The organism is Rhizobium sp. S163 (assembly GCF_030380805.1).
Lineage (GTDB): Bacteria > Pseudomonadota > Alphaproteobacteria > Rhizobiales > Rhizobiaceae > Rhizobium.
The window spans coordinates 286,222-309,465 of sequence record NZ_JAUDSA010000014.1; the positions used below are offsets into that span (position 1 = coordinate 286,222).

Below are 23,244 nucleotides of genomic sequence, written 5' to 3' on the forward strand. Positions count from 1 at the left end.
AGCCTCAGTGTCCGACACGTGATAGCACATCCGCCTTCAGGAACCGCTCGACAATCAGCATGAAGACAAGCGACGGGATGAGGAGAAGCAGAGCCGTGATCGAGGCGATCTGATAATTGCCACCTGAGGCCGTCGTGTAGAGCAGCAGCGGCAGCATGTTCACATCGGGCGCGCCGACAAAGTAGCTGCCGGTGAACTCATCAAGGCTTTCCAGAAAGACGAAAATCGCGCTTGCCATCAGGCCGGGAGCGGCAAGCGGCAGGGTGATATCGAAGAAGGTGCGCATGGCGCCAGCGCCGGTTACGCGCGCAGCCTGCTCCAACTCCGCATCGATCGCCGAGAAGGCCGCCGTGGCGATCCACACCGCGTAAACCAGGCCGTGCGAGACATGCACGAGGACAACACCTGGAATCGTCCCGTTGAGGCCAATCTCGTAGAAGATGCGCGCGACGTTCACATAGACCGTAAGGTTCGGGAAGGCTTGCGGGATGAGGAAGGCGAGCAGGATTACGCTGCGCAGCGGCAGCTTCAGCCGCGCCAGCGCATAGCCGGCCGGGATGGCGAGAAGAAGCGAGACGATGACGGTCAAGACCGCAACGACAAGTGAGTTGCGCAGCGAATCCAGCGCCCCGCCCCGCGGCGCGAAGACTTTCACCCACGAGCTGAAGCCGTACTCCAGCGGCAGGCTATGCGGAAAGTACCATTTCTCGGCAACTGTCCACAAAACCAGATTGGCGAGCGGGCCGAAGATGAAGAAGGCCATCAGTCCGAAGACGATGCCGCGCGGCACCCACCACAGGGCAACAAAAGAGGCTCGTGATCCAGAAATCGTCGTCATCACGCGCGCTCCTTCAGGCTTTGGCGGAGATAGATCCAGGCGACGGATGACGCCAGCACCAGCGAGACCAGGCCGAGCGCATTGGCAACGCCATAGTCGCCATAGGCGTTGACGCGGAAAGCGATGTCGGCGGTGAGCATGGTCGGCGATTGCGCGTTGATCATCAAAGGCACCGAAAGCACCGACATCATGGTGACGAAAGAGAGGATCAGGCCGACGGTAAGCGTGACGGCGACCTGCGGCACGATGATCTCGAACAGCAGCCGAATTTTCGACGCGCCGAGATTGCGGGCCGCCTCGATGGTATCGCGGTTGATGGAGGCCATCGCGCCGGCGACGAGCAATGCCACGAACGGCGTCTGCTTCCAGACGAAAGCGATGACGATGCCGCGCCAGTCGAGGAAACTCACGGCATCGAGTGGGTTCATCAGGCCGAGGCTGACGGCAGTGTTGTTCATCATGCCGTTCTTGGAGAGGAAGGTACGCAGGATCTGGCCGACGACGATGAACGGAATGAACATCGGCCAGCGATAGAGCCAGCGGAGGATCGCGACGGCACGCGGATGTTCGCCGAGCGTCAGATAGCCGCCAATCGCGATCGCGCCGATGCCAATCAACACGGTCGATAGGCCAACGATAACAACGGTGAAGACGATGTCGCTGGTGTAGAGGTCGAAGGTCTTGACGAAATTGTCGAAGCCGAGCGCTCCACCTTCCACCCTGAAGGCGCCCACCGCCGACATGATCAACGGAAGAATGAACAGGGCTGCAATGACCGCCAGCGCGGGCAGGACAAGCAGGAGACCGAGTAGGCGTTTCGACATGTTACGACCTTGAGACGCGAGCGAGGCGGATGAGAGGAGGCGGTGACAGAGACGAGCGCCGCCGAAAAGGAAGACGACACCGCGTGCCACCTCTCATCCAGTCCATCGAACCGCCTTCCCCCGGGAGAGAAGGCGGTTCGCAGGCTTACTTTACGGACTTTTCGTAGGCTTCGAGGATCGCGGTATTGTAAGGCGCGATCGGGAAAGGCTTGCCGTTGTTGGCGAGATCGTCAGGCGTGATGTCGACGAAGAGCTTGTTCCAGGTCGCGTCGTCGAGCTTCGGCTTGACGAAGTTGGCGTCGATACCCGGATACCAGTTGAAGCGCTTGACGATGCCTTCGGCCTGAACTTCCGGGCTGGTGGCGAGCGCGATGAACTTCTCGGCAAGCGCCTTGTGGCCGGACTTTTCAGGAACAACATAGTGCATCGGCTGGCCGGGCATACCAGGTGCCGGCAGTACCAGCTTCATTTCCGGCGGCAGCTGGCCATTGGCCTGCCAGCTGTAGAACATGTCGACCCAGACAGGGCCCATGGCGATTTCGCCACGGCTCAGAAGATCGAGCGTGCCAGCGTTGCCAGGCGTCAGCGTGGCGTTCTTGGTGAAGTCGGCCAGGCTCTTGAAGGCGCCGTCCCACTTGGTGGTTTCTTCCTGCTTGAACGGACCCGTCATCAGGTTGTTGGCATCGCCACCGCCGAAGGCATAGACCCAGCCCATAACGAAGGACACGCCAGAAGCGCCGCCCTTGATGCCGTTGTACCCGAACTGCTTCGGATGAGCCTTTGCCCATTCGGCGAGTTCCGCGTAGCTCTTCGGCGGGTTCGCAACCAGTGCCGGGTTATAGGCGATCGCCGTCTGGCTGTTGAACATCGGCATAACGAAGCCATCAACATCCGAGCCGAGGGCGTTCTTCGCATTGCTGCGGGTCACGAGCTTGCCGGTATCGATGTTGCCGCGATATTTCTCGAGGTAACCCTTCTGGACCATCGGGCCGGCGAACTTTTCGTGCACGACGGCAACGTCGACGTCCCAGACCTTGGCTTCGGCTGCTGCCTGCGCGTCGAAACGCTCCAGGATCTTCTGCGAGCCTGCATCACCGGGGCCGGTGCCGACGGCGCGAACCGTGTCGCCCGGATTGGCCTTCTCGAACAACGGTCCGAGATACTGGTTGATGTAATCGACCATGTTCTGGTCGCCTGCGGTGGCGACCGTCAGCTCTTCGGCCTTTACCGGCAACGTCGCGAGAGCAACGGCGATAGCGGCATACGTCAATCTCTGCATCAGGCTTCTCCTTGTTATGAAAATGTGAGGTTGTGAAAGTCAGGCATCAAAAGGTCAGGCGTGGACTTTCCCGGGCGAAACCTGGGAAATGGCGTTTGCCGGCTCGGTGCTCGGCGAATTGAAGAGAAACAGAGCCTCGGCTGGCACATGAACGCGGACGCGCTCGCCCGGCTCGAATGCGCGGGTAGCGTCCGCCATGATCTCGCGGTCGCCGACACGAACGGCATGGCGCCAATGGCCACCTGGATAGCTCACGGCTGCGATCTCGCCATCGAGCCTAACGCCCGACCCGACAACCGCTGTCTCGGCAGCGAGGATTTGCGCCGCCTCCGGCCGGAAGCGCGCCTCGACGGTGCCTTGCACGAGGTCCCGCCCCATCAGAGCGACATGGCCGGCGGCATTCGTTGGGCCCGCGGCGATAACGAAGTCGTTGCCATCAGGCGCGCCAGTCAGCGAGATCACGTTCTCGGCGCCCATGAAGGCGGCGACGAAGGCCGAGGCCGGCCTGTTGTAGACGTCTTCAGGCGTGCCCTGCTGAGCGATCCGACCGGCATTGAGGATCACGATCCTGTCGGCCATCACCATCGCTTCTTCGCGATCATGCGTCACGTGAACGGCGGTGATGCCAAGGCGCTTCTGCAGTGCGCGGAGCTCGTGGCGAACGCTGAGCCTTATGCGGGCGTCGAGATTGGAAAGCGGCTCGTCAAGCAGCAGGATCTCGGGATCAACCGCCAAGGCACGGCCGAGCGCGACGCGCTGGCGCTGACCGCCGGACAGGGCCGCCGGCTTTCGTGCTCCCAGTCCATCCAGCCCCAGAAGAGACTGCATGGCGGAGACCCGCTTGTCGATTTCGCTGCGCTGGACCTTCTTCAGTTTCAAGCCATAGCCGATATTCTGCGCTACCGTCATATGTGGCCAGAGCGCATAGGACTGGAAGACGAGCGCCATCCCGCGCTTGTCGGGCGGCAGGTGCGTCACCTCGCGATGGCGCACGGAGACCGATCCCGAGGACGGCGTCACGAAGCCGGCGAGGACGCGCAGCAGTGTCGTCTTTCCGCAGCCTGATGACCCGAGCAAGGCGACGAATTCCCCGCGCTCGATATTGAGGTCTATGTCCTCCAGAACCTGGGTGTTGCCATATCTGCAGGCAACCGACCGCAATTCCAAAAACGCGCCTTGAACCATCTCTCAACTCCCGTTGCACAGCTGTGCAATCTGTCCAGCAGCTAGTTAGAATGTTTCCTTTACAGTTAGATGACGGTTGGCGCGTTCCCGCGGTCCACTGCATCAAATGGATGATCCCTGCGCTGTGTCGGTCCTGAACGGGCCCTAGAAAAAGGCTCGGACGCGCGGTGACAATTCGATGACGAAAATGAAACGCGGTTGGAAAGCCGTGTTACGCCCCCGACACATGATCGCTTTAAAGAGGCGCCGAAGACGTCGCTGGCCGCAGCTTGGCCGGCGTGTGGAATTGGAGAAGCGCCGTGAAGATCATCCATATTACCGATACACATCTGAGCCCCAACAAGCCGCATTTCAACGGCAACTGGGCGCCCCTGGTCCGCTGGATCGAGGAAACCGGCGCTGACCTCATCGTGCACACCGGTGACCTCAGCGTTGACGGCGCCGACAAGGACGAAGATCTGACCTTTTCCATGGAACTGATGCGCCAGGTGTCGATCCCCATGCTGATCGTTCCCGGCAATCACGATGTCGGACACCTCCCGGGCTCGGCCCAGCCGGTCAATGCGGAGCGTCTTGCCCGCTGGCGCAATCTCGTCGGCCCTGACTATTTCGCGCAGGATATCGGGAACTGGCGCATCATCGGTCTGAACAGCCTGCTCATGGGCTTCGAGGATGCAGAAGAACAGGCACAGTTCGACTGGCTGCAGAAGACGCTCGCCGAGCGCGGTGAGCGCCGCGTCGCAATCTTCGCGCACAAACCGCTATTCGTAGACGACGCCAATGAAGGCGACACCGGCTACTGGAGCGTACGCTCGACGCAGCGCCGCAAGCTTTACGACCTGATCGCCGCTCACGACGTCGCGCTCTTCGGCAGTGGCCACCTGCACTGGACGTGGAAGGGCGAGTTCGGCCAGACCTCGGTCGTCTGGGCGCCGCCGACAGCCTTTATCCTCGACACGATGGAACGTGAAATGCCGGGAGAGCGCCTGGTGGGTGCGGCCGTGCACGAGCTTGGTGACGACGTCACCACCGAACTGGTCGCCGTACCAGGGATGACCGCCTACTTCCTCGACGATGTCGTGGAAGAGGTCTACCCGCAGGCAGCGCCAAAGAAGCAGCGGGAGCGAGCGCAATGAGCGCGCTTTCCCTTCGCGGCATCACCAAATCCTTCTCCGGCAACGCCATCCTCAAGGGCGTCAGCCTTGACGTCGAGCCGGGCGAGTTCATCGCGCTGGTCGGTCCGTCGGGTTGCGGCAAGAGCACGCTGTTACGCATCCTTTCCGGCCTCGATCACGCCGACCAGGGCCAGATCATCATCGGTGGCGAGGACATGTCAGCCATTGCGGCCGCCGATCGCAACATCGCGATGGTGTTCCAGTCCTACGCGCTCTATCCGCATCTGACGGCCGGCCAGAACATTGCCGTTCCGCTCGCCATGCGCCGCCTCTCCGGTGCGCAGCGCCTGCCATTCGTCGGCTCCATGCTTCCCGGCCAGCGCGCAATCAGCGCGGCGATCGCGCGTGATGTCGCCGAAATGGCGAAGTCGCTGAAGATCGACCATCTGCTCGACCGAAAGCCGGGCCAGATGTCGGGCGGCCAGCGCCAGCGTGTGGCTCTGGCGCGCGCCATGGTGCGCCATCCGAGCGTGTTCCTGATGGACGAGCCGCTTTCCAACCTCGATGCGAACCTGCGCGTCCACGCCCGCGGCGAGATCGTGGAGTTGCATCGGCGCGCCGGCGTGCCGACCGTCTACGTTACCCACGACCAGGCCGAGGCCCTGTCGATGGCCGACCGCGTCGCCGTGATGATCAGCGGTAACCTGCTTCAGCTGGCAAGCCCGCAGGTCATTTACGATGACCCCGCGCATATCGAGGTTGCCCGCTTCGTCGGCCAGCCACGCATCAATGTCGTGCCGGCGCTCGCCGAAAGCGGCATGGTGTCCTTCGGCGGCGTCAGGCTCGGCCTGCACACTCCGATCGCAGCCCGCACGCCGGTCAGCCTGGCGATCCGCCCCGAATTCGTCCGTCTGGCGGATAATCGTGAAGACGGTCTCGCGGCGAAGGTCGAGCGCATCGAGTTCCTCGGCTCCGAGGTCATCCTCTACTGCAAGCTCGATGCGATCGGCGAAATCATGATCGCCAAGCTCTCGCCGGCGGAGGCCAGCGGTGTCTCGGCGGGAATGCCTGTTTCTCTCTCGCTGTCGGCGGACAAGGCGATGGTTTTTGCAGAGGACGGCAGCCGCCTGAAAGCAAGCCTGATTACCATCGAAGCGACTTTGGAGAAGGCTCATGGCTAGTATCGCCATGGACGCACCTGCAACCCGCAAGACCACGGCAGCACGCGAACGCAACGAAGCGCGCACCGCCTGGCTCCTGGCACTGCCCGCCATCATCCTGATCTTTGTTTTCGTGTTCCTGCCCGTGGTTGCCGTCGTCCTGCTCGGCTTCACCGATTTTGAGCTCGGCATGGGCAAGTTCCGCTTTGTCGGTTTCGAGAACTATGCGCACCTGATCAACGATCGCGCCTTCCGCAAGGCCTTGTGGAACACGACCTGCTATACGGCGATCGTGGCCCCTGTTTCGATCGTCCTCGGCCTTGTCGTCGCTCTCATGATCGAAAGCGAGACCACCGCGCGCAGCTTCTTCCGCACGGTCTACTTCCTGCCGGTGGCATCGCTGATCGTCGCCATGGCAACCGTGTGGCAATATCTCTTCCACCCGACCATCGGGCCGATCAACAGCCTGCTGGCGCTGGTCGGCATTCCCGGCCCCAACTGGCTGGCAGCCTCGAGCACCGTGCTCTACAGCCTGTCGATCATCGGTGTCTGGCAGTCCGTCGGCTTCAACATGGTGCTATTCCTCGCCGGTCTCACCGCCATTCCGCGTGAGCTCTATGCGGCTGCCGAAGTCGATGGCGCCCGCTCGGCTTTCGATCGGTTCCGTCTGGTGACCTGGCCGATGCTCGGACCGACGACGCTGTTCGTCACGACGATCAGCATCATCAACTCGGTGAAGGTCTTCGAAACAGTCCAGACCCTCACTCAAGGCGGGCCGAACCATGCATCCGAAGTGCTGCTCTTCAGCATCTACCAGGAAGGTTTCGTCTATCTGCGCGTCGGTTATGCTTCGGCGATGACGGTGGTGTTCCTCGCCATCCTGATGGTGCTCACTTTCCTCCAGTACAATGTTCTCGACCGTCGGGTGCACTACTCATGAGCGTAAACACGATGACCGCCAACCGGTGGACCCTCGGCCGCGTCAGCCGCCTGGCGCTGCTCTCCTTCGGCGCGCTGCTGTTCCTTGCGCCCTATGTCTTCATGCTGTCGACGGCAGGCAAGGCGCAGAGCGAGATCTTCACCTCCGCCCTGTCGCTGATCCCGACCAACTTCTACTACGTCGCCAACTTCACCAAGGCGCTGACCCGCGTACCGATGGGAACGCTACTGTGGAACGGGGTGCTGGTCTGCGGGCTGATCTTCTTCTTCCAGGTGCTGATCGCCATTCCCTGCGCCTACGCCATGGCAAAGCTGAAGTTCCGCGCGGCGCGGCTGATGATGGTTCTCGTCATGCTTGGCCTGCTGGTGCCGATCCATGCAACCGCCCTGCCGCTCTATGTGGGCTTCAACAGTCTGTCGCTGCTCAACAGCTACACTGCGCTGGTGGCTCCGTTCTCGATCTCGGTCTTTGCGATCTTCATGTTCCTTCAGTTCTTCCGGGCGATGCCCGACGATCTGATCCATGCGGCACGCCTGGACGGCATGTCGGAACTCGGGATTGTCGCGCGCGTCATCGTCCCAAATGCCTGGCCCGCCGTCACCGCCTTCTCGATCTTTTCGGTCGTCGCCCACTGGAACGACCTCTACTGGCCTCTCGTCGTCATCACCAAGCAGGACTACGCCACGCCGCCCCTCGGCCTGATGTATTTCCGCGCCGCCGAGGCCGGTGACGACTACGGCGCGCTGATGGCCGCCACCATGATCATTACCCTTCCCCTCGTCGCCGCATTCCTGCTCGCGCAGAAGCGCTTCGTCGAGGGTATCACCATGACCGGTCTCAAAGGCTGACCGGTCGCCTCAATCCAGGAGAACGAGCGATGAAACGTATCACCCAGCTTCTCGCCGCAGCGGCCATCTCGATGGCGACAACCGTGCCGGCTTTTGCCGAGACGACGCTGACGGTCCACTATCCGATGCCAGGCTTTTTCAAGGACGTGATGGACACGATCTCGAAGAAGTTCATGGAAGAAAACCCTGATATCAAGATCCAGTTCGCAAGCCCGTCCGCCACCTATGAAGAAGGCATCCAGACGATCCTTCGCCAGGTCGGCACGTCGGAAATGCCTGATCTGACCTTCATTGGGCTGAACCGCCTGCGCATGATCGACGAGCGCGATGTCGCCGTCGACCTCGGCCCGCTCGTCAAGAAAGACGGCAACATGGCCGAGCAGGGCTTCTCGGACACGATCCTGAAGCTCGCCCAGGTCAAGGGAAAGCAGATCGGCCTCGCTTTCGCGACCTCGACCCCGATCATGTACTACAACGCCGATCTCGTTAAGGCCGCCGGTGGCGACCCCGAGAACCCACCGAAGACCTGGGACGAAGTCATCGCGCTCGGCGGTAAGATCAAGGCGCTCGGCAACGGCGTCGATGGTATCGACTTCCGCTGGCAGGGCGACGACTGGATGTTCTCCGCGCTGCTGTTCGGCGCTGGCGGCTCCATGCTCAGCGAAGACGAGAGCAAAGTCACCTTCAACGGTCCAGAAGGCCAGAAGGCCGGCGAAGTGATCGAGCGCATGGTCAAGGAAGGCGGCCTGCCGGTGTTTACGAAGTCTGCCGGCGAGCAGGCCTTCGCGGCCGGCAAGGTCGGTTTCGAGTTCCAGACAACAGGCGCGCTGCGCAACACCATCAAGAACGTTGGCGACAAGTTCGACCTGCGCACGGCTCCATTGCCGCTGCTCGACCCCGCCAAGGGCCACCTGCCGACCGGTGGCAACGCCGTCGTGATCCTGACCAAGGATGCCGCCAAGCAGGAAGCCGCCTGGAAGTTCGCCAAGTTCGCGGCAGGTCCTTACGGCGCCTCGGTCGTCGTCCCCGGCACCGGCTACGTTCCGAACAACGAACTGGCCGCCAAGTCGCCAGACTATCTGGGCGATTTCTACACCAAGAATCCGCTGTTCCAGGCCGGCCTGAAGCAGATGCCGCTGATGGTTCCGTGGTACGCTTTCCCGGGCTCCAACGGTGTTCGCGTCACCCAGACGATCGTCGACAACCTCTCGCGCATCGTCGACCAGTCGGCAGCACCGAAGGAAGCACTCGACGACGCAGCCGCCGACGTCGAAGGCATGCTGCCGCGCAGCTAAGCTAAGCTCGACCTGATGATCATGCTTGGCCGTCGCACCTCGTGCGGCGGCTTTCCTATTTGGATGACTGGTTCAGATCGCGGACCGTCCCGCCCTTGTTTAGCGAAAAGGCAAGCTCCAGATGTCGGTCGGGCGCGGCGTTTTCGACCATGTCGAGGAGCAGAGACGCCGCTGTCGTGCCCATGCTCGCATCCGGCATGTTCATCGTGGTCAAAGGCGGATCGACCAGCCGGCCGATCACGATACCATCGAAGCCTGCCACCGACATGTCTTGCGGCACACAGAGGCCCTCGCGACGGAGCGCTGCGATCACCCCAAGCGCCAGAAGGTCATTGGATCCGATAATCGCGGTCGGGCGACCATCCCTGATGGCGGTCAGGATATCTATCTGGTCGTATTCCGAAACAAAGGAGATCTGCATGGCAGCAAGCGGCCGCTTCCCGACTTCCCGCAACGCTTCGATGTAACCCTGGTAGCGGCGCGCGGCACGGTCGGAAGCGGCGAAGCTGCCCGAGACGAACAATATCCGCTCATGCCCCATCTGCAGCAGGTAGCGCGTAAGGTCCCGGCCTGCCGCGAAATTATCGACAGTGACGGCAGCCGGATGGCGCTCCGTCGGCAGATTGTGCAAGAGCACTGTCGGCGGCAGATCTACCAGTAGCGCCTGACTGGTCAGGCCGTTGCATACAGTCAGGATCAATCCGGTCGGCCGTTCGCTCATCAAGCCCGACACGGCGTCCGCTTCCTGCAGCGGATCATAATTGGACTGAGCAATCAGCACGCTGTGACCGGCGCTAAGCATGCGATTCTGGATACCCGACAGGGATGCGGCGAAGACAGGGTTCGTGAGGCTTGGCACGAGGACGCCGATGACGGGTCGCCGGCCGCCCTTGGCGGTCGCTCCAGGAGCGCGATAACCAAGTTCGCCAGCCGCCTTGCGCACCTTGCCGACCATCGCGGGGCTGACCGGGCCGCTATGGTTCAGAACGCGGCTCGCCGTCGCCGTCGAGCAGCCCGCACGTTCAGCAACTTGGCGCAGTGTCGCCATTGATCGTTTTCCCGCGTTCTCGGATTAGGCCTCCAGCAACCGGCTTTATCAGGGATGGCGCGTCGCGCGCAATGATACGCCGGTTGCACTTAGTCTCATATGCCCGGCACATGCCTCACTAACCGGTCAGCCGAATTCGCCCACCTCCTTGCGGATTGGCAAGATTGCGGACGTCTAAAGCCGGCATGGGTGTAGAAAACCGGCGAAACGTCGCCTATACCGTTCCGTGCATGCGCACTTCAGGGCAGGTACAAAAGGTTATGGCAACAACACGAGCTCCGGGATCATTCCACGGGCGGGATCGGGGTGTCCGATGTCCCATCGGGGATGGCTTGCCATTCCCCGGTCGTTTACCCGAGGTGATACCCGATGACCGAACCCACACGATTACGCTGCAGCACTGACATCCGCCTGCTGAAGCTGCCTGAATATTTGCACCTGATCGTCGACCGGCTGGCGAGCTTCGATGCCGCCGTCGTACAGACCGATGACAGCGTGACCTTCGAATTCCCTTTCGCCTCCGCGCGCTTCGACATGACATCCGAACAGCTGACGATGGAAGCCTCGTCGCCTGATGAAGAGGGCCTTCGCCGCGCCAAGGAGCTTCTCGGTGTTGCCGTCGAGCTCTATGCGAAGAGCGAAAAGCCGCAATTCGTCTGGACGGGCGACCTCGCCGGCGACACGACACTCTCGTCCTTCCGGCTGATGCGGGTCGAGCGCGCCTGGCAGGTCACGCCTGGCATGCGACGTGTGCGCCTGACGGGCAGCAACCTCGAGCGCTTCGACAACCCCAGCAGCATGCATATCCGCATGTATTTTCCGACGGCGGACATTCCCGAGCCGGTATGGCCGATCGCCGGGCCAAACGGCCTGACATTCTGGCCATCGGAAGAGCAAAAGCCGGTGGCGCGCGTTTACACCATTCGCAAGATGGACGCGAAGGCAGGCTATATCGACGTCGATTTCGTCGTCCACGGCGATGGCGATAGCGCGCACGAAGGTGTCGGCTGCGCCTGGGCCATGCACGCCAAGGAAGGCGACGTGGTCGGCATCATGGGGCCGCTAGGCCGTCCTGTAAGACCGGCTGACTGGTACATCATGGGATGCGACGAGACCGGATTGCCGGCACTCAGCCGCATCCTCGAACGACTGCCGGCTGATGCGCGCGGCCACGCCTTCGTCGAAGTCGCGCAAGCGACCGACGAACAGCCGATCGCTCATCCCGAGGGGATCGAACTTCGCTGGATCCATCGCAACGGCATTCCCAGTGGCGAGCACGGCGAGTTGGTTCGCGCGATCCGAGCCGTGGAATGGCCCACGGGCTTGTCTGGCTTCGGTTGGTTTGCCTCCGAGAACGAGGCCACCAAGGAGATCCGCGAATATTGGCGCGACACGCTGGCCTACGGACGCGACCAGACGCTGGCTGCGGGCTACTGGAGGCGAGGCGTGACCGGACTAATGGCGGGTTGATCGGGGCGACCTAGCATGCCTTCATAGGGACAGGACATCGGCAAATCGGTGATGGGGCGAAGCCATCCGCCCCGTTCATCGTCGGCCCGGCGCATGATCGCGGGCGGACGCTGAGGTGACATTCGGCTTGCGGAACGCCATGTGTCTGCAGTAGGTCACTGCTCTCAACCATTGCGGCCGCGTAGGGCGGTTAAACAACGGCATGCGTCGATAAGGAGTGCTCCGATGAATGAAGCCCAGTTCATGGCACTATGCAAAAACGGGAAGTTCAAGGAAGCGCTGACGCTTGCCTTGGACGGCAAGGAGAAGGCGAAGTTTTCGCCGAGCCGCTTCGCGATCGACAAGAAGTCCGGCAAACCGGTCTTTTACCGCGGCAACAAGCGCGTTGAAATCGGCGCTGATGGCGAGTGGGAACTGGCCAAGAATAACTGGTAGCTTGCCGATTGGCCGGGACTAAGCCAACCTTCTGGCCATGGAAAGGCGGCACCGATATGCCGCCTGCCCTATTTTCGCTCAGGCAGCACGGGCTGCGTTCAGCGGGATTTCAACGTCGATCTCGAGGATCGACATGTGCTCATCGCGATCCATCTTGACGTGCACACGGTCGCTGTCGACCTGCACATGCTTGGCGATGACCGCGAGGATTTCCTCACGCAGAACCGAAATCAGATCCGAGCCGGTCGAGGACCGCTCATGAGCCAAGAGCACCTGCAGGCGCTCGCGGGCAGCTGGTGCGGTTCTCTGTTTTCCAAAAAGCCGAAAAATGCTCATGCGGCCTTCCTTCCAAAAATCTTGCCGAAGATACCACGCTTCTCACCCGGCACTGTCATCGCCACTTCTTCGCCGGCCAGGCGGCGTGCGGCGTCAAAGTAAGCCATGGCGGGCGCGCTCTTGGTGTCTGCGAGCGTGACCGGGGCGCCGATGTTGGACGCGCGTAAAACGTCCATGCTTTCGGGAATGATCCCGAGCAGCGGGATAGAGAGGATTTCCAGGACGTCGTCCACCTTGAGCATGTCACCGCGCTCGGCGCGGTTGGCATCATAGCGGGTGAGCAGCAAATGCTTTTCCATGCGCTCGCCGCGCTCTGCCTTCAGCGTCTTGGAATCGAGCAGGCCGATAATGCGGTCCGAATCGCGAACCGACGAAACTTCGGGATTGGTGACGACGACGGCAACATCGGCGTGGCGCATGGCAAGTGTCGCGCCGCGCTCGATGCCGGCGGGGCTGTCGCAGATGACCCAGTCGAAATGGCGCTTCAGGTCCGCCATGACACGTTCCACGCCTTCGGCCGTCAAATTGTCCTTGTCACGCGTCTGCGAGGCAGGCAACAGGAAGAGGGTCTCGAGACGCTTGTCGCGGATCAGCGCCTGTGACAGCTTGGCGTCGCCCTGGATGACGTTGATCAGGTCGTAAACGACACGGCGCTCGGCACCCATGACCAGGTCGAGGTTACGCAGCCCGACGTCGAAGTCGACCACGACAACCTTCTCGTTTCTCTGTGCAAGAGCCGCTCCAAGTGCCGCGGTAGAGGTTGTCTTTCCAACTCCGCCCTTGCCTGAAGTGACGACGATGACTTTCCCCATCTTTCTCTCCTAATATCCTGGCCAACCTGGGCTCAGCTAAGTTTCTCGGCCTTGATCGCGTCATCTTCCAGCCAGAGCTGGACTGCTTGTCCGCGAAGCCCCGGCTCCAGGTCTTCCGCCATTTTGTAAATGCCATCGATGGCAACCAGTTCAGCCTCGAGCCTGCGGCAGAAGATACGCGCCGAGGCATTACCCAACGACCCCGCCATTGCCCGTCCACGCAAGGCACCGTAGACGTGGATCGAACCGCCAGCGATGACTTCCGCACCCGATGAAACCGACCCGATGATGGTCACATCGCCTTCCGCGAAAATCACCGACTGTCCAGAGCGAACCGGCTCTCGGATAACCAGTGACTGCGGAGTTTGCCGCGTCTCGATTGCGTCAGGCTTGCGTGGCGCTTCGAGAACAGGCTCGTTCTGCGGCATTTCGAAATCGGAAACCGGACGCCCGCCTTTGAGCGCCGGCGGCATACCTGGTCCGATCAGCGAAGGACGCCCGCCTTCAATGCCCATAATGCTGACATTGCGCTCGCCGAGCGCTGCGATCAGCTCTTTCAATTGCGCGCGGTCAATATCAAGCTCACTGATATCGAGCACGACCGGGCGCCCGAGGAAAAAACCGGCCGAGCGTGCGGCCAGATCATCCAGCCGTACCAGCCAGTCATCGAGCGGCAGGTCCGGCGAAAGCATCACCGCCAGAAACGAGCGGCCCTTGATACGGATGGAGCGGGCGTCTGTTAGCAATTTGGTCATCTACGTTAAGAAATCGTTGAGATTTATTAACGATGAATTGGTTAACAAAAGGTTAACGCGAATGTGTCAGCCGGCTGCGAGCGGCGTCGATGACGGGGCATTTTTCAGGGGCGGATAGGCAGTATCGAACGCCCTGAATTCGTATTGCGAAGCCCTAAAAACGATAAAGGCCCGCTTAAGCAGGCCCATCGGAAGCAATCAGGTAGTGATGTGATCAGCGACCGTATACGCGACGCTTCAGATCGGAGCGGTTAACACCGATGTCCTTGAGGGCAGCGTCGTCAAGGCGGGAAAGTTCGCGGTATGCTCTGCCGAGCTGAAAGTACTCGACAATCTTGTTGGCGATATTCATTGCATTTCTCCTTTTTGAATGCCCAATTATGTATCTCATTGCCCTGATAATGAGCAGAGATAAATTTGCATAAGAGACATCCGAGAATCGCAATCGGTCTTCCGGCAAAGCCAAATTTCGCACCGGGGCGTACGTGACCGACGAGATGAGTCGTCCACGCACGCCACGGTGATCGATCAATGGGCGATCAACCCTTGATGAAAGCAAGCAGATCGGGGTTGATCACATCGGCATCCACGGTCAGCATGCCGTGCGATAAACCGGGATAGACCTTCAGCGTGCTGTTTTTCAGAAGCTTCGCCTGCAACAGCGAGGCGTCCTTGTAGGGCACGACCTGGTCGTCATCGCCCTGCAACACCAGCGTCGGCACAGTGATCGCCTTCAGATCTTCCGTCTGGTCCGTTTCCGAAAATGCCTTGATGCCGTCATAGTGCGCCTTGGCCGAGCCCATCATGCCTTGCCGCCACCAGTTGTTGATCACACCCTGGGAGACCTTGGCGCCAGGCCGGTTGAACCCGTAGAAGGGGCCGGTGGCGACGTCGACGTAGAACTGGGCGCGATTGGCGGCCAGCGCCGTGCGGAAGCCGTCGAAGACTTCCATCGGCGTGCCATTGGGGTTGGCTGGCGTCTTCAGCATCAACGGAGGAACCGAGCTGACCAGAATGGCCTTGGCGACACGTCCCTGCGGCTGACCATACTTGGCGACATAGCGAGCGACCTCGCCACCACCTGTCGAGTGGCCAATGTGGACGGCGTTGCGCAGATCAAGGTGTTCGGCAACGGCGGACGCGTCGGCGGCGTAGTGGTCCATGTCATGACCGTCGCTTACCTGGGCGGAGCGGCCGTGGCCGCGACGATCGTGGGCGATGACGCGATAGCCCTTGCTGACGAAGAAGAGCATCTGTGCGTCCCAATCGTCGGATGAAAGCGGCCAGCCATGGTGGAAAACGATTGGCTGGGCGTCCTTCGGACCCCAGTCCTTGAAGAAGATTTCAACGCCGTCTTTTGTCTTCACAAAATTCCCGGTCATGGGAGTTGCTCCTTTTGCAGTGTGTGGTGTCTTTTGCTTGGCGGCAAAGGCCGGTGTGGCCATCGCGAATGAAATCGTTGCTCCGGCAAGCATTGCTTGGCGGCGAGAAAGCGGGAATGAAAATTCGTGTGCCACAGGGCGCTCCGTCTCAAATCATCAGAGCCGGCTTCGCCGCCCTTTGATGTCAAGAGCTTATGGAAACGACGCGGCTGGCGATTGTCGTTTTCAGTGGCGTTTGGATATTCGTGTGGAGAAACGTGGCAGCCGGCGCAAGGCCGCTGCGCGATGAACGCGGACCTGGTCAACGCGCTCATGGAGGTACGGCCCGCAAGGCGCGGGCCGTATGGTTTATTCAATCAACGCTGATTGTACTTCGCGTCGAGTTCGTCCATCGCCTTGACGTTGCCGGCGGAGCGGCCGTTTTCGTCGAAGGTCTGCGCCAGGAACGCATCGGCGATGGCCTTGGCGAGTTCAGGTCCGATAACGCGCGCACCCATGGTGATGATCTGGGCATTGTTCGACAGTGCAGCGCGCTCGGCGGAATAGGTGTCGTGCGTCAGCGCGGCGCGGATGCCGGGGACCTTGTTGGCGGAAATGCAAACGCCGATGCCGGTGCCGCAGACAAGAATTGCCTTGTCATAGGTGCCATCGATGACGCCCGACGCCACGCGATCCGAAAGGCCGGCGTAGAATGCATCGGCGCCCGCGCTAGTGCGTGAGACTTCCGACACTTCGTAGCGATCCTTCAGATGGTCGGCGAGAACCTTGGCGAGGCCTTCGCCCGCGCTGTCTCCTGCAATCGCCAGTTTCATGCTTTTTCTCCTTCGAGTTTTGCGTCAAGTTTGGCGGCGCATTTCGCCAGGATGTCGAGATAACCTTCGACGTTCCAGGCCGAACGTCCGATGAAAAGTCCGTCTATATGTGGGCTTGAGATGAGTTCTTCGCAATTGCCGGGGTTGACCGAGCCGCCGTAGAGGCAAGGAATACGACGACCCAGCACCTGCTCGGCAACAGCGATGATTTCGGCCTGGCGCTGATCGGCATATTCAGCCGTCGCCGGAATGCCGTTGACGCCGATCGCCCAGACCGGCTCGTAGGCCAGCAGGATCTCGGCTTGTTTCTGCGCGCCAGTCAGCTTGGAAAGTGCGCCGCGAACCTCGGTTGCAAGTACCTCGGCGGCACGGCCGCTCTCGCGGTCGGCCAGCGTCTCGCCGATGCAGATGAGCGGGATCAGACCATGACGGACGGCCGCTTCGGTCTTCAGCCCAACGGTTTCGTCGGTCTCGCCGAAGAACTCCCGCCGCTCGGAGTGACCGAGTTCGACGATGTCGAGGTTGCAGTCCTTGAGCATCACCGGCGACACCTCGCCGGTCCATGCGCCGTCGTCGGCCCAGTGCATGTTCTGCGCACCGACCTTGACGGAAGTCTCGGCCAGCATCGCCTTGACCTCGCGCACCGCCGTGAAGGGCGGAATGACGAAACGCTGGATGCGCGGATCGCGCGCGCCATCCGCGGCCTTCAGGCCGCTCGCAAAGCTCTGCGCCTCGGCAAGCGTCTTGTTCATCTTCCAGCTGGTGCCGATCCAGAAACGCGGTGAGTTGGCCATCTGCAATCCTATTCCCTATCGTCATCTATCTGATCATCCGGCTAGCGCAGAAGCGCTTCGGCCGTGCGTTCGTCGGTAATAAGCCCGTGGAGGCTGCCACTGCGCAGAACCGCGCGGATCGCCTCAACCTTGCCGCCGCCACCGGCAAGCGCCACCAACCGCTCCGTCCTCGGCTGCGGCAGGTTGGCCGAGAGCGTTCGCTCGGTCAGCGCGGTGTCGAGAATGCGGCCGTTGGCATCGAAGAAGTAGCCGAGGATTTCACCGACACCGCCGGCAGCCGCCACTTCCTTGATCTCGCGCGCCTCGATCATGCCCGATTGCACAAGCTGCGCATGCGTGTCGACCGTACCGAGCCCGACCAGCTTGAGCGTGGCGGTGTTTGCAAGGTCCATCACTTCCTTCACGCCACGCTGGGCCAACAGCACCTCGCGGTCCTCAGCCGTATTGGCGAAGAACGGAACGGGCATGACATAGGCCGGCATGCCGGTCTTTTCGGCGATGCGGTGCATGACGTCGTAGGGGTTGGCCGCGTAGTTTCGGGTCAAGCCGCCGAGGAGCGAGACGAAGCGCAGGTCACGGGCGGAGACGCGCGGCAAAAGATGCACTGCGGTCGACAGCGTGCGTCCGTGGCCAAGCCCGATCACGGTATTGTCGCCGCGCTCGATCTCGCGCTTCAGGAAGTTGGAGCCGGCAAGGCCAAGTGTTCGAAAGATCGACTCGTCTTCACCAACATAGGGCGTCACTTCGCAATATTGCAGGCCGAAACGCTCAGACAGGCTGTTCTCCAGCGCCACGCATTCGATGATGTCGCCTTCGATGCTGATCTTGACGACACCTTCGGCCACGGCGCGCGCGATCAGGCGGTGCGTCTTCACCGAGGGCAGTCCAAGACGTTTGGCCACCTCGGACTGCGTCAATCCGCCAGCGTAATGCAGCCAGGCGGCTCGCACCGCAAGTGATTCTTCCGGATCGTTCATCGACAGTCTTCTCCCGATTTTCCCACGCGCATATCCCGCCTCTTTTTTTGATTCGCCTTTCGCTCAGATATGCAGGTCGGCGACGCCGGTGTCGATGTGGGGGGCCCAGAACGCGACGCTTTCGGCGATCTGCGAGATCACCTGGCGGTCGTTCGGCTCACGTTCCTTGAAGGACAGCTCAAGGCAGATCTCGTTATCCTTGGCCCCGCCCTCGGCAAATGCCTTGAGCAACTCCGGCGGCTGGATGCGGCCCTTGGCGTTGAACTCGGCCGTAAAGGGCCGATGCCCCCCCTTGTCCATCAGGCTCTGCTTGATGTGGATGATCGGCGAGACCTTGGGCACGGCACGCGCCCACGCATAGGGTTCGAAATCATCAGGGTTGCTCGAGGTCACGTCCCCATGGTCGATATCGGCCATCATCCACATCGGCACGGCCATGCTGGCGGCGCTCAGACGGTCCTGCAGCTTCATGCACTCGGCGATTGTCTCGCCAAATTCGCGGCCGATGCTCATCGGCTCCCAGAACACGTATGACAGACCAGCCGACTTGGCGTGCTCGGCAACCTCGGCCCAGCAGTCGATGGCGATCTTGATCAGCTCCTCGCGCCGCGCGGGATCGTCGAAATCCTTGTAGGTGAAGATCGCGAACTGCGTTCCAACCGAAATCCCGCCGAGATCGGCGGTGATATCGGCGAAGGTCTTGAACCAGTCGACATAGTAGCGACGAACATCTGCATCTGGATGACCGAAATGATTGAGCCGGCCGTAAGGCCCGGTCATGCCCGAGGTCACCCGGACGCCGGTGCGCTGGAGTGCTGCGGACATGTCGCGGGTCAGCCTGCGGATGACGGGCGCTTGCCAGCTCGGATTGATGAATTCGTGGGTGAGCTGCAGGTCACGAATGCGCAAATCCCGCGCCACGGTTTCGATCAGGTCATCAGGCTCGGCGAAACGATTGACGAGCGGATTGGTGTTCAAGGAAAGGGTCAATGCCATGATCGGTATCCTCAGGCGGCCGCAACGAGATTCGCGCCGGCGAACCAATCGGCAAAGGCGACCTGCTCGGCCTCGGTCAGGTGCAGATAGTGCTTGGTGCGCCGCTTAAGCACGTCCTCGGGGGTGAGCGCCCATTCGCTCGCAACGAGATAGCGAACCTCAGCCTCATAAAGATGGCCACCGAAGTGACGGCCAAGGCCTTCGAGACCCGTTGCATTGCCAACGATCTTGCGGGTGCGGGTGCCATACAGGCGGCCGTAGTGACCGGCAAGCGTGCGTGACATCCAGGGATAGGTTTCCTTCAGGCCATTGAAGAAGGTCTCGTAATCGGCCTTCGGCATATCGCCGCCCGGAAGCGCTGCGTGTTCCGTCCAATTGTCCGACATGTGCGGGAAGATATGCTTCAGGCGCTGCATACCGCGCTCGGCAAGCTCGCGGAAGGTCGTGATCTTGCCGCCGAAGACATTGAGAAGCGGCGCGTTGCCGGTCTCTTCGAGATCGAAGACGTAGTCGCGCGTCACGGCTGACGGATTGCCCTTGCCGTCGTCGAACAGGGGGCGCACGCCGGAGAAGCTGTGCAGCACATCCTGACGGCGGAGCTTTTCCTTGAAGTAGCGATTGACGGCGGTGAGCAGGTACTCGATTTCCTTCTCGTCGGCTGCGACATCCTCGGCCCGGCCTTCGTAGGAGATATCGGTCGTGCCGATCAGGGCCTTGTCGCCCTCATAGGGATTGATGAAGATTACGCGCTTGTCGTGGTTCTGCACGAGGTAGGCGTTGGACCCCGCCCAGAACTTCGGCACGATGATATGGCTGCCCTTGACCAGCCGGACATTGCGGCTGCTGTTGGCACCGGCCACGCGACCGATGACATCGGACACCCAGGGGCCCGCAGCATTGGCGATACAGCGGGCGCGGAAATTGCGGGTTTCACCGGTGACGCTGTTCTTGGTGGTGATGCTCCAGCCGCCATTCTCGCGCCTAGCGGAGATGGCTGCCGTGCGGGTCAGCACCTCGGCGCCACGCTCGGCGGCATCGACTGCGTTGAGCACGACCAAACGCGCATCGTCGACCCAGCAGTCGGAATATTCGAAGCCACGGGTATATTGATCGAGGATAGGCGTACCCTCGGGGTCACGGCGCAAATCGAGCGTGCGGGTGCCCGGGAGCTTCTTGCGGCCGCCGAGGTGATCGTAAAGGAAGAGGCCGAGACGGACGAGCCAGGCCGGGCGATCCTGCGGCGAGTGCGGTAGCACGAAGCGCATCGGCCAGATGATGTGGGGGGCGGCGTTGAGCAGCACCTCGCGCTCGATGAGCGCCTCGCGTACCAGCCGGAATTCGTAATATTCGAGATAGCGCAGGCCGCCATGGACCAGCTTGCCTGAGCGCGACGATGTCCCCTGCGCCAGATCGTCCTTCTCACACAGAACGACCTTCAGGCCACGGCCCGCCGCATCACGCGCGATGCCGGCACCATTGATCCCGCCACCGATCACGAACAGATCCACCATTCCGGACTCAGTCATCAACATGCTCCTTCGGATGCTTTGTGCATCAACACATTCATTCAGCGCGGCCGCGCATCAGTCGCGGCCCGGCGCGGGATTTCCGTCTATTGCGTGGCGACCAGCTGATCCCAGGCGGGCGCGACCGCCTCGCGCACCATCACGTAGGCCTTGAACAGGCGCTCGAAGCGCTCGGCCTGCTCGCTGTCGGGCGCTTCAGCCTCGCCAAGAAGCGGCGTCACCCATTCGGCAATGCAATCATCCATGTTGCGGTAGGCGCCAATCGCAACCGCCGACATCATCGCGACGCCTGCGGCACCGGCCTCTTCGCGCCGAGACACCCTGACTGGCGCATTGACCGCCGCCGACAGGCACCCACGCAGCGCCCGCGAACGTGCCGCCCCGCCGGTGATCCGGAGTTCTTCAGGCATATCGCCCATCGCCGCGTAGCAATCGCGGGTCGCCATGCCGAGACCCTCGACGACGGCGCGCAACAGATCGGCAAAGCCGTGGCGCATGGAAAGACCGGTGAACCCAGCTCGAGCCGCGGCATTGACGAATGGACCGCGCTCGCCGGCATCCGAGATATAGGGGTGATAGAGCACTGAACCGGGCCGGCTTTCGGCGAACCAGCTGTCGATGCGGGCGATCAGATCGGCATGAGACACGGTCTTTCCACCGTCGGCCATCAGCGAGCCGGCCATCTGCAGCAGCCAGTCGATGTTGATCGTGGCGCTCATATTGGTCTGCACCTGGGTGACGATCCCCGGCATTGGCAAGGCGATCACATAACCAGTGCCCTCGGCATTGAGTTGCACGTCGGCCACTGCCTTGGCGCGCATATGAACGCCGGTGGAGCCGATAGTCGAGCAGGCAGCATTCTGACCCGCGCTGCGCACGCCGGCGCCAAGTGCTGTCATCACCATATCGACATAGCCGAGACTGACCGGCGTGCCGGCAAGAAGCCCACAGGCCCGCGCCGCATCAGCGGAAAGCGGATGAGTGACCTCGGTGCCATCGATGATTTCAGGCAGCAGCGAACGGCGGCGCGACAAGCCCAGCGCATCGATCGCCGCGTCGTCATATTGCCGCGTGCGGAAATTGCCGAAGGTGAAACTCGCTTCCGACGGATCGGTGGCGCGGATGCCCGTAAGATTGAGATAAAGCCAGTCCTTGCAATGAAGCGCGACTTCCGCGCGATCGAGAAGCTCGGGCTGATTGCGGTCCATATGGGCGATTTGCGCACCCTGCTGGCACGTATTGAGGCCGGTGCCGGTCGCTTCGAAACGCGCGCGATTGCCGGCGCCAGCGCTAAGCCGTGTGACAGTGGGAGCCGCCCGGGCATCAAGCCAGAGCCAGGCATCGCCAACCGGCCGGTTGCCGGCACCGACGAGCCATGTGCCATCGCCCTGCCCTGTCACGGAAATGGCCGCGGTGCGCTCAGCAAGGCTCGCAACCTTGTCGCTGAGGCCGCGCAATGCGGTCACGCAGTCGGCCCAGGTTTGCGTCAGAGACTGCGTCGCCGAACCGTCATCGCCCGTCGCATATTGATTGCGCGCCGAAGCGGACGCGATCTGGCGCCCGGAAAGCTCGAAGGCAACCGCCTTGATCACCGAGGTCCCGGCATCGATACCGATAATGATCTGTCCACGTTCAGACATCGAAAGCCTCGTCGGCTACGACAATTCCCGCGATAATCCATGCCGCTGAATACGGCATCCTCATCCCATTCATGATCACTCCTCCCAGACGACCGCCGACGGACCGCGCCAAGCGCCGCCATTCAGGCAAGTACGTCGCATTGCGATTGCTCCTCGCGAGACCAGACTGAAAGACCTCACATTGGACAGCAACCGGAAACCGGCAAGCGCCGAATTTCGTGTCACTAAGAATATAACACAAACTTATCACCGCAAATGAATTTTTTTTCTGTCGTCGCAATTTTTTTCAGATATAATGGCGATCATCAAATGGACATGGTGCGCGATGCGTTCGGCTGAATGCCATCATGCAAGTGAATCGATCGCGCCTCACCGCACCGACGCGCATGTCATCCAGCGACTCTAATAAAAATATATATATCAATATCTTGTGATCACGTGAGCTTGGACCGAGCACGCGAAACAAGAATGCGAGGCAATACAAAATGTTGCCTTGTAGACGCCTTTACCGGGCGCATATGCGATCATCCTCAGAGTCTACAAACATCGGCGAAAATCGAAATCGCCACCGAATGGCCGATTGACAAGGTGCAATCTTTATAACATGTTTACTGCCATTGATAACACGGCGATACCATAGCTTACGGGCTTTCACGGTATCTGCGTGACGCGCCCGGCGGTTGGAGGAGAAACAAACGCCGGGTTATTGAGGAGGATCACGACGGTGCGAAATTCTGTTGCCGGATATGGCTTGGCGTCACGCCAGCACTTTTGCCC

23 protein-coding genes are annotated in these 23,244 nt (G+C 61.2%); 7 read left to right on the top strand and 16 right to left on the bottom strand.

What is annotated here, in order from left to right; all coding sequences use genetic code 11:
• Positions 1-4: 4 nt before the first annotated feature.
• The 4 genes from QTL96_RS14220 to QTL96_RS14235 all read right to left on the bottom strand — a co-directional run bounded on the left by QTL96_RS14220 (position 5) and on the right by QTL96_RS14235 (position 4,126).
• On the bottom strand, positions 5-838 hold the full coding sequence (locus tag QTL96_RS14220; RefSeq protein WP_289728117.1) for an ABC transporter permease subunit: 834 nt from the start codon (positions 836-838) through the stop codon (positions 5-7).
• Positions 838-1,662, bottom strand: a complete 825-nt coding sequence (locus QTL96_RS14225) for an ABC transporter permease subunit (protein WP_289728118.1) — start codon at positions 1,660-1,662, stop codon at positions 838-840. The genes QTL96_RS14220 and QTL96_RS14225 overlap by 1 nt, the downstream gene beginning before the upstream one ends.
• A gap of 145 nt (positions 1,663-1,807) precedes the next feature.
• Entirely contained in the window at positions 1,808-2,941 is a 1,134-nt protein-coding gene (locus QTL96_RS14230; protein ID WP_113199000.1) for an extracellular solute-binding protein, read from the bottom strand.
• Positions 2,942-2,995: 54 nt separating this feature from the next.
• Positions 2,996-4,126, bottom strand: a complete 1,131-nt coding sequence (locus QTL96_RS14235; protein ID WP_289728119.1) for an ABC transporter ATP-binding protein — start codon at positions 4,124-4,126, stop codon at positions 2,996-2,998.
• 299 nt (positions 4,127-4,425) lie between these two features.
• Between QTL96_RS14235 and QTL96_RS14240 the strand changes: the two genes are divergently transcribed.
• From QTL96_RS14240 to QTL96_RS14260, 5 genes are read left to right on the top strand one after another with little or no spacing between them, the layout of a single operon-like run.
• On the top strand, positions 4,426-5,262 hold the full coding sequence (locus QTL96_RS14240; protein ID WP_289728120.1) for a metallophosphoesterase: 837 nt from the start codon (positions 4,426-4,428) through the stop codon (positions 5,260-5,262).
• Entirely contained in the window at positions 5,259-6,422 is a 1,164-nt protein-coding gene (locus tag QTL96_RS14245) for an ABC transporter ATP-binding protein (RefSeq protein ID WP_289728121.1), read from the top strand. Before QTL96_RS14240 ends, QTL96_RS14245 begins: the two co-directional genes overlap by 4 nt.
• On the top strand, positions 6,415-7,341 hold the full coding sequence (locus tag QTL96_RS14250; RefSeq protein ID WP_289728122.1) for a sugar ABC transporter permease: 927 nt from the start codon (positions 6,415-6,417) through the stop codon (positions 7,339-7,341). Before QTL96_RS14245 ends, QTL96_RS14250 begins: the two co-directional genes overlap by 8 nt.
• A gap of 11 nt (positions 7,342-7,352) precedes the next feature.
• Entirely contained in the window at positions 7,353-8,189 is an 837-nt protein-coding gene (locus QTL96_RS14255; RefSeq protein ID WP_112944154.1) for a carbohydrate ABC transporter permease, read from the top strand.
• A 29-nt stretch (positions 8,190-8,218) separates the two neighbouring features.
• Positions 8,219-9,484 carry an ABC transporter substrate-binding protein gene (locus QTL96_RS14260; protein WP_112944102.1) on the top strand — a complete coding sequence of 422 codons (1,266 nt, stop codon included), beginning with the start codon at positions 8,219-8,221 and terminating at the stop codon, positions 9,482-9,484.
• A 55-nt stretch (positions 9,485-9,539) separates the two neighbouring features.
• Here the strand turns inward: QTL96_RS14260 and QTL96_RS14265 are convergent, their stop codons facing one another.
• Entirely contained in the window at positions 9,540-10,532 is a 993-nt protein-coding gene (locus QTL96_RS14265; RefSeq protein WP_113199007.1) for a substrate-binding domain-containing protein, read from the bottom strand.
• 369 nt (positions 10,533-10,901) lie between these two features.
• On the opposite strand from QTL96_RS14265, the gene QTL96_RS14270 reads away from it, so the two are divergent.
• Complete coding sequence (locus tag QTL96_RS14270; RefSeq protein ID WP_113199008.1) at positions 10,902-12,002, top strand: siderophore-interacting protein; 1,101 nt, start codon at positions 10,902-10,904, stop codon at positions 12,000-12,002.
• 225 nt (positions 12,003-12,227) lie between these two features.
• Positions 12,228-12,437, top strand: a complete 210-nt coding sequence (locus QTL96_RS14275; RefSeq protein ID WP_112822703.1) for a hypothetical protein — start codon at positions 12,228-12,230, stop codon at positions 12,435-12,437.
• A gap of 78 nt (positions 12,438-12,515) precedes the next feature.
• On the opposite strand, the gene minE is transcribed toward QTL96_RS14275, so the two are convergent.
• The 11 genes from minE to QTL96_RS14330 all read right to left on the bottom strand — a co-directional run bounded on the left by minE (position 12,516) and on the right by QTL96_RS14330 (position 22,467).
• Positions 12,516-12,773, bottom strand: a complete 258-nt coding sequence (gene minE, locus QTL96_RS14280; protein ID WP_112822705.1) for a cell division topological specificity factor MinE — start codon at positions 12,771-12,773, stop codon at positions 12,516-12,518.
• On the bottom strand, positions 12,770-13,585 hold the full coding sequence (gene minD / locus QTL96_RS14285) for a septum site-determining protein MinD (RefSeq protein ID WP_112822707.1): 816 nt from the start codon (positions 13,583-13,585) through the stop codon (positions 12,770-12,772). Before minD ends, minE begins: the two co-directional genes overlap by 4 nt.
• A gap of 32 nt (positions 13,586-13,617) precedes the next feature.
• Positions 13,618-14,340 carry a septum site-determining protein MinC gene (gene minC, locus QTL96_RS14290; RefSeq protein ID WP_112972803.1) on the bottom strand — a complete coding sequence of 241 codons (723 nt, stop codon included), beginning with the start codon at positions 14,338-14,340 and terminating at the stop codon, positions 13,618-13,620.
• A gap of 214 nt (positions 14,341-14,554) precedes the next feature.
• Positions 14,555-14,692, bottom strand: a complete 138-nt coding sequence (locus tag QTL96_RS14295; protein WP_112822711.1) for a DUF1127 domain-containing protein — start codon at positions 14,690-14,692, stop codon at positions 14,555-14,557.
• A gap of 187 nt (positions 14,693-14,879) precedes the next feature.
• Positions 14,880-15,815, bottom strand: a complete 936-nt coding sequence (locus QTL96_RS14300) for an alpha/beta hydrolase (RefSeq protein ID WP_354669138.1) — start codon at positions 15,813-15,815, stop codon at positions 14,880-14,882.
• 263 nt (positions 15,816-16,078) lie between these two features.
• Positions 16,079-16,534 (bottom strand): RpiB/LacA/LacB family sugar-phosphate isomerase, encoded by a 456-nt coding sequence (locus QTL96_RS14305; RefSeq protein ID WP_111565101.1) that lies wholly within the window; start codon positions 16,532-16,534, stop codon positions 16,079-16,081.
• Positions 16,531-17,328, bottom strand: coding sequence for a triose-phosphate isomerase (locus QTL96_RS14310; RefSeq protein WP_112822715.1), 798 nt, complete (start codon positions 17,326-17,328; stop codon positions 16,531-16,533). Before QTL96_RS14310 ends, QTL96_RS14305 begins: the two co-directional genes overlap by 4 nt.
• A gap of 41 nt (positions 17,329-17,369) precedes the next feature.
• Complete coding sequence (locus tag QTL96_RS14315) at positions 17,370-18,305, bottom strand: sugar-binding transcriptional regulator (RefSeq protein WP_112972800.1); 936 nt, start codon at positions 18,303-18,305, stop codon at positions 17,370-17,372.
• A gap of 63 nt (positions 18,306-18,368) precedes the next feature.
• Positions 18,369-19,301, bottom strand: coding sequence for a TIM barrel protein (locus QTL96_RS14320; RefSeq protein WP_289728124.1), 933 nt, complete (start codon positions 19,299-19,301; stop codon positions 18,369-18,371).
• A gap of 11 nt (positions 19,302-19,312) precedes the next feature.
• Positions 19,313-20,827, bottom strand: coding sequence for a glycerol-3-phosphate dehydrogenase (locus tag QTL96_RS14325; protein ID WP_289728125.1), 1,515 nt, complete (start codon positions 20,825-20,827; stop codon positions 19,313-19,315).
• An 86-nt stretch (positions 20,828-20,913) separates the two neighbouring features.
• Positions 20,914-22,467 (bottom strand): FGGY-family carbohydrate kinase, encoded by a 1,554-nt coding sequence (locus tag QTL96_RS14330; RefSeq protein WP_289728126.1) that lies wholly within the window; start codon positions 22,465-22,467, stop codon positions 20,914-20,916.
• Positions 22,468-23,244 lie beyond the last annotated feature (777 nt).

Bases quoted from the DNA above. Each gene is read 5' to 3' on its own strand.
- QTL96_RS14220 (WP_289728117.1), bottom strand. From the start codon at position 838: ATGACGACGATTTCTGGATCACGAGCCTCTTTTGTTGCCCTGTGGTGG.
- QTL96_RS14225 (WP_289728118.1), bottom strand. From the start codon at position 1,662: ATGTCGAAACGCCTACTCGGTCTCCTGCTTGTCCTGCCCGCGCTGGCG.
- QTL96_RS14230 (WP_113199000.1), bottom strand. From the start codon at position 2,941: ATGCAGAGATTGACGTATGCCGCTATCGCCGTTGCTCTCGCGACGTTG.
- QTL96_RS14235 (WP_289728119.1), bottom strand. From the start codon at position 4,126: ATGGTTCAAGGCGCGTTTTTGGAATTGCGGTCGGTTGCCTGCAGATAT.
- QTL96_RS14245 (WP_289728121.1), top strand. From the start codon at position 5,259: ATGAGCGCGCTTTCCCTTCGCGGCATCACCAAATCCTTCTCCGGCAAC.
- QTL96_RS14250 (WP_289728122.1), top strand. From the start codon at position 6,415: ATGGCTAGTATCGCCATGGACGCACCTGCAACCCGCAAGACCACGGCA.
- QTL96_RS14255 (WP_112944154.1), top strand. From the start codon at position 7,353: ATGACCGCCAACCGGTGGACCCTCGGCCGCGTCAGCCGCCTGGCGCTG.
- QTL96_RS14260 (WP_112944102.1), top strand. From the start codon at position 8,219: ATGAAACGTATCACCCAGCTTCTCGCCGCAGCGGCCATCTCGATGGCG.
- QTL96_RS14265 (WP_113199007.1), bottom strand. From the start codon at position 10,532: ATGGCGACACTGCGCCAAGTTGCTGAACGTGCGGGCTGCTCGACGGCG.
- QTL96_RS14270 (WP_113199008.1), top strand. From the start codon at position 10,902: ATGACCGAACCCACACGATTACGCTGCAGCACTGACATCCGCCTGCTG.
- QTL96_RS14275 (WP_112822703.1), top strand. From the start codon at position 12,228: ATGAATGAAGCCCAGTTCATGGCACTATGCAAAAACGGGAAGTTCAAG.
- minE (WP_112822705.1), bottom strand. From the start codon at position 12,773: ATGAGCATTTTTCGGCTTTTTGGAAAACAGAGAACCGCACCAGCTGCC.
- minD (WP_112822707.1), bottom strand. From the start codon at position 13,585: ATGGGGAAAGTCATCGTCGTCACTTCAGGCAAGGGCGGAGTTGGAAAG.
- minC (WP_112972803.1), bottom strand. From the start codon at position 14,340: ATGACCAAATTGCTAACAGACGCCCGCTCCATCCGTATCAAGGGCCGC.
- QTL96_RS14295 (WP_112822711.1), bottom strand. From the start codon at position 14,692: ATGAATATCGCCAACAAGATTGTCGAGTACTTTCAGCTCGGCAGAGCA.
- QTL96_RS14300 (WP_354669138.1), bottom strand. From the start codon at position 15,815: ATGCTTGCCGGAGCAACGATTTCATTCGCGATGGCCACACCGGCCTTT.
- QTL96_RS14305 (WP_111565101.1), bottom strand. From the start codon at position 16,534: ATGAAACTGGCGATTGCAGGAGACAGCGCGGGCGAAGGCCTCGCCAAG.
- QTL96_RS14310 (WP_112822715.1), bottom strand. From the start codon at position 17,328: ATGGCCAACTCACCGCGTTTCTGGATCGGCACCAGCTGGAAGATGAAC.
- QTL96_RS14315 (WP_112972800.1), bottom strand. From the start codon at position 18,305: ATGAACGATCCGGAAGAATCACTTGCGGTGCGAGCCGCCTGGCTGCAT.
- QTL96_RS14320 (WP_289728124.1), bottom strand. From the start codon at position 19,301: ATGGCATTGACCCTTTCCTTGAACACCAATCCGCTCGTCAATCGTTTC.
- QTL96_RS14325 (WP_289728125.1), bottom strand. From the start codon at position 20,827: ATGACTGAGTCCGGAATGGTGGATCTGTTCGTGATCGGTGGCGGGATC.
- QTL96_RS14330 (WP_289728126.1), bottom strand. From the start codon at position 22,467: ATGTCTGAACGTGGACAGATCATTATCGGTATCGATGCCGGGACCTCG.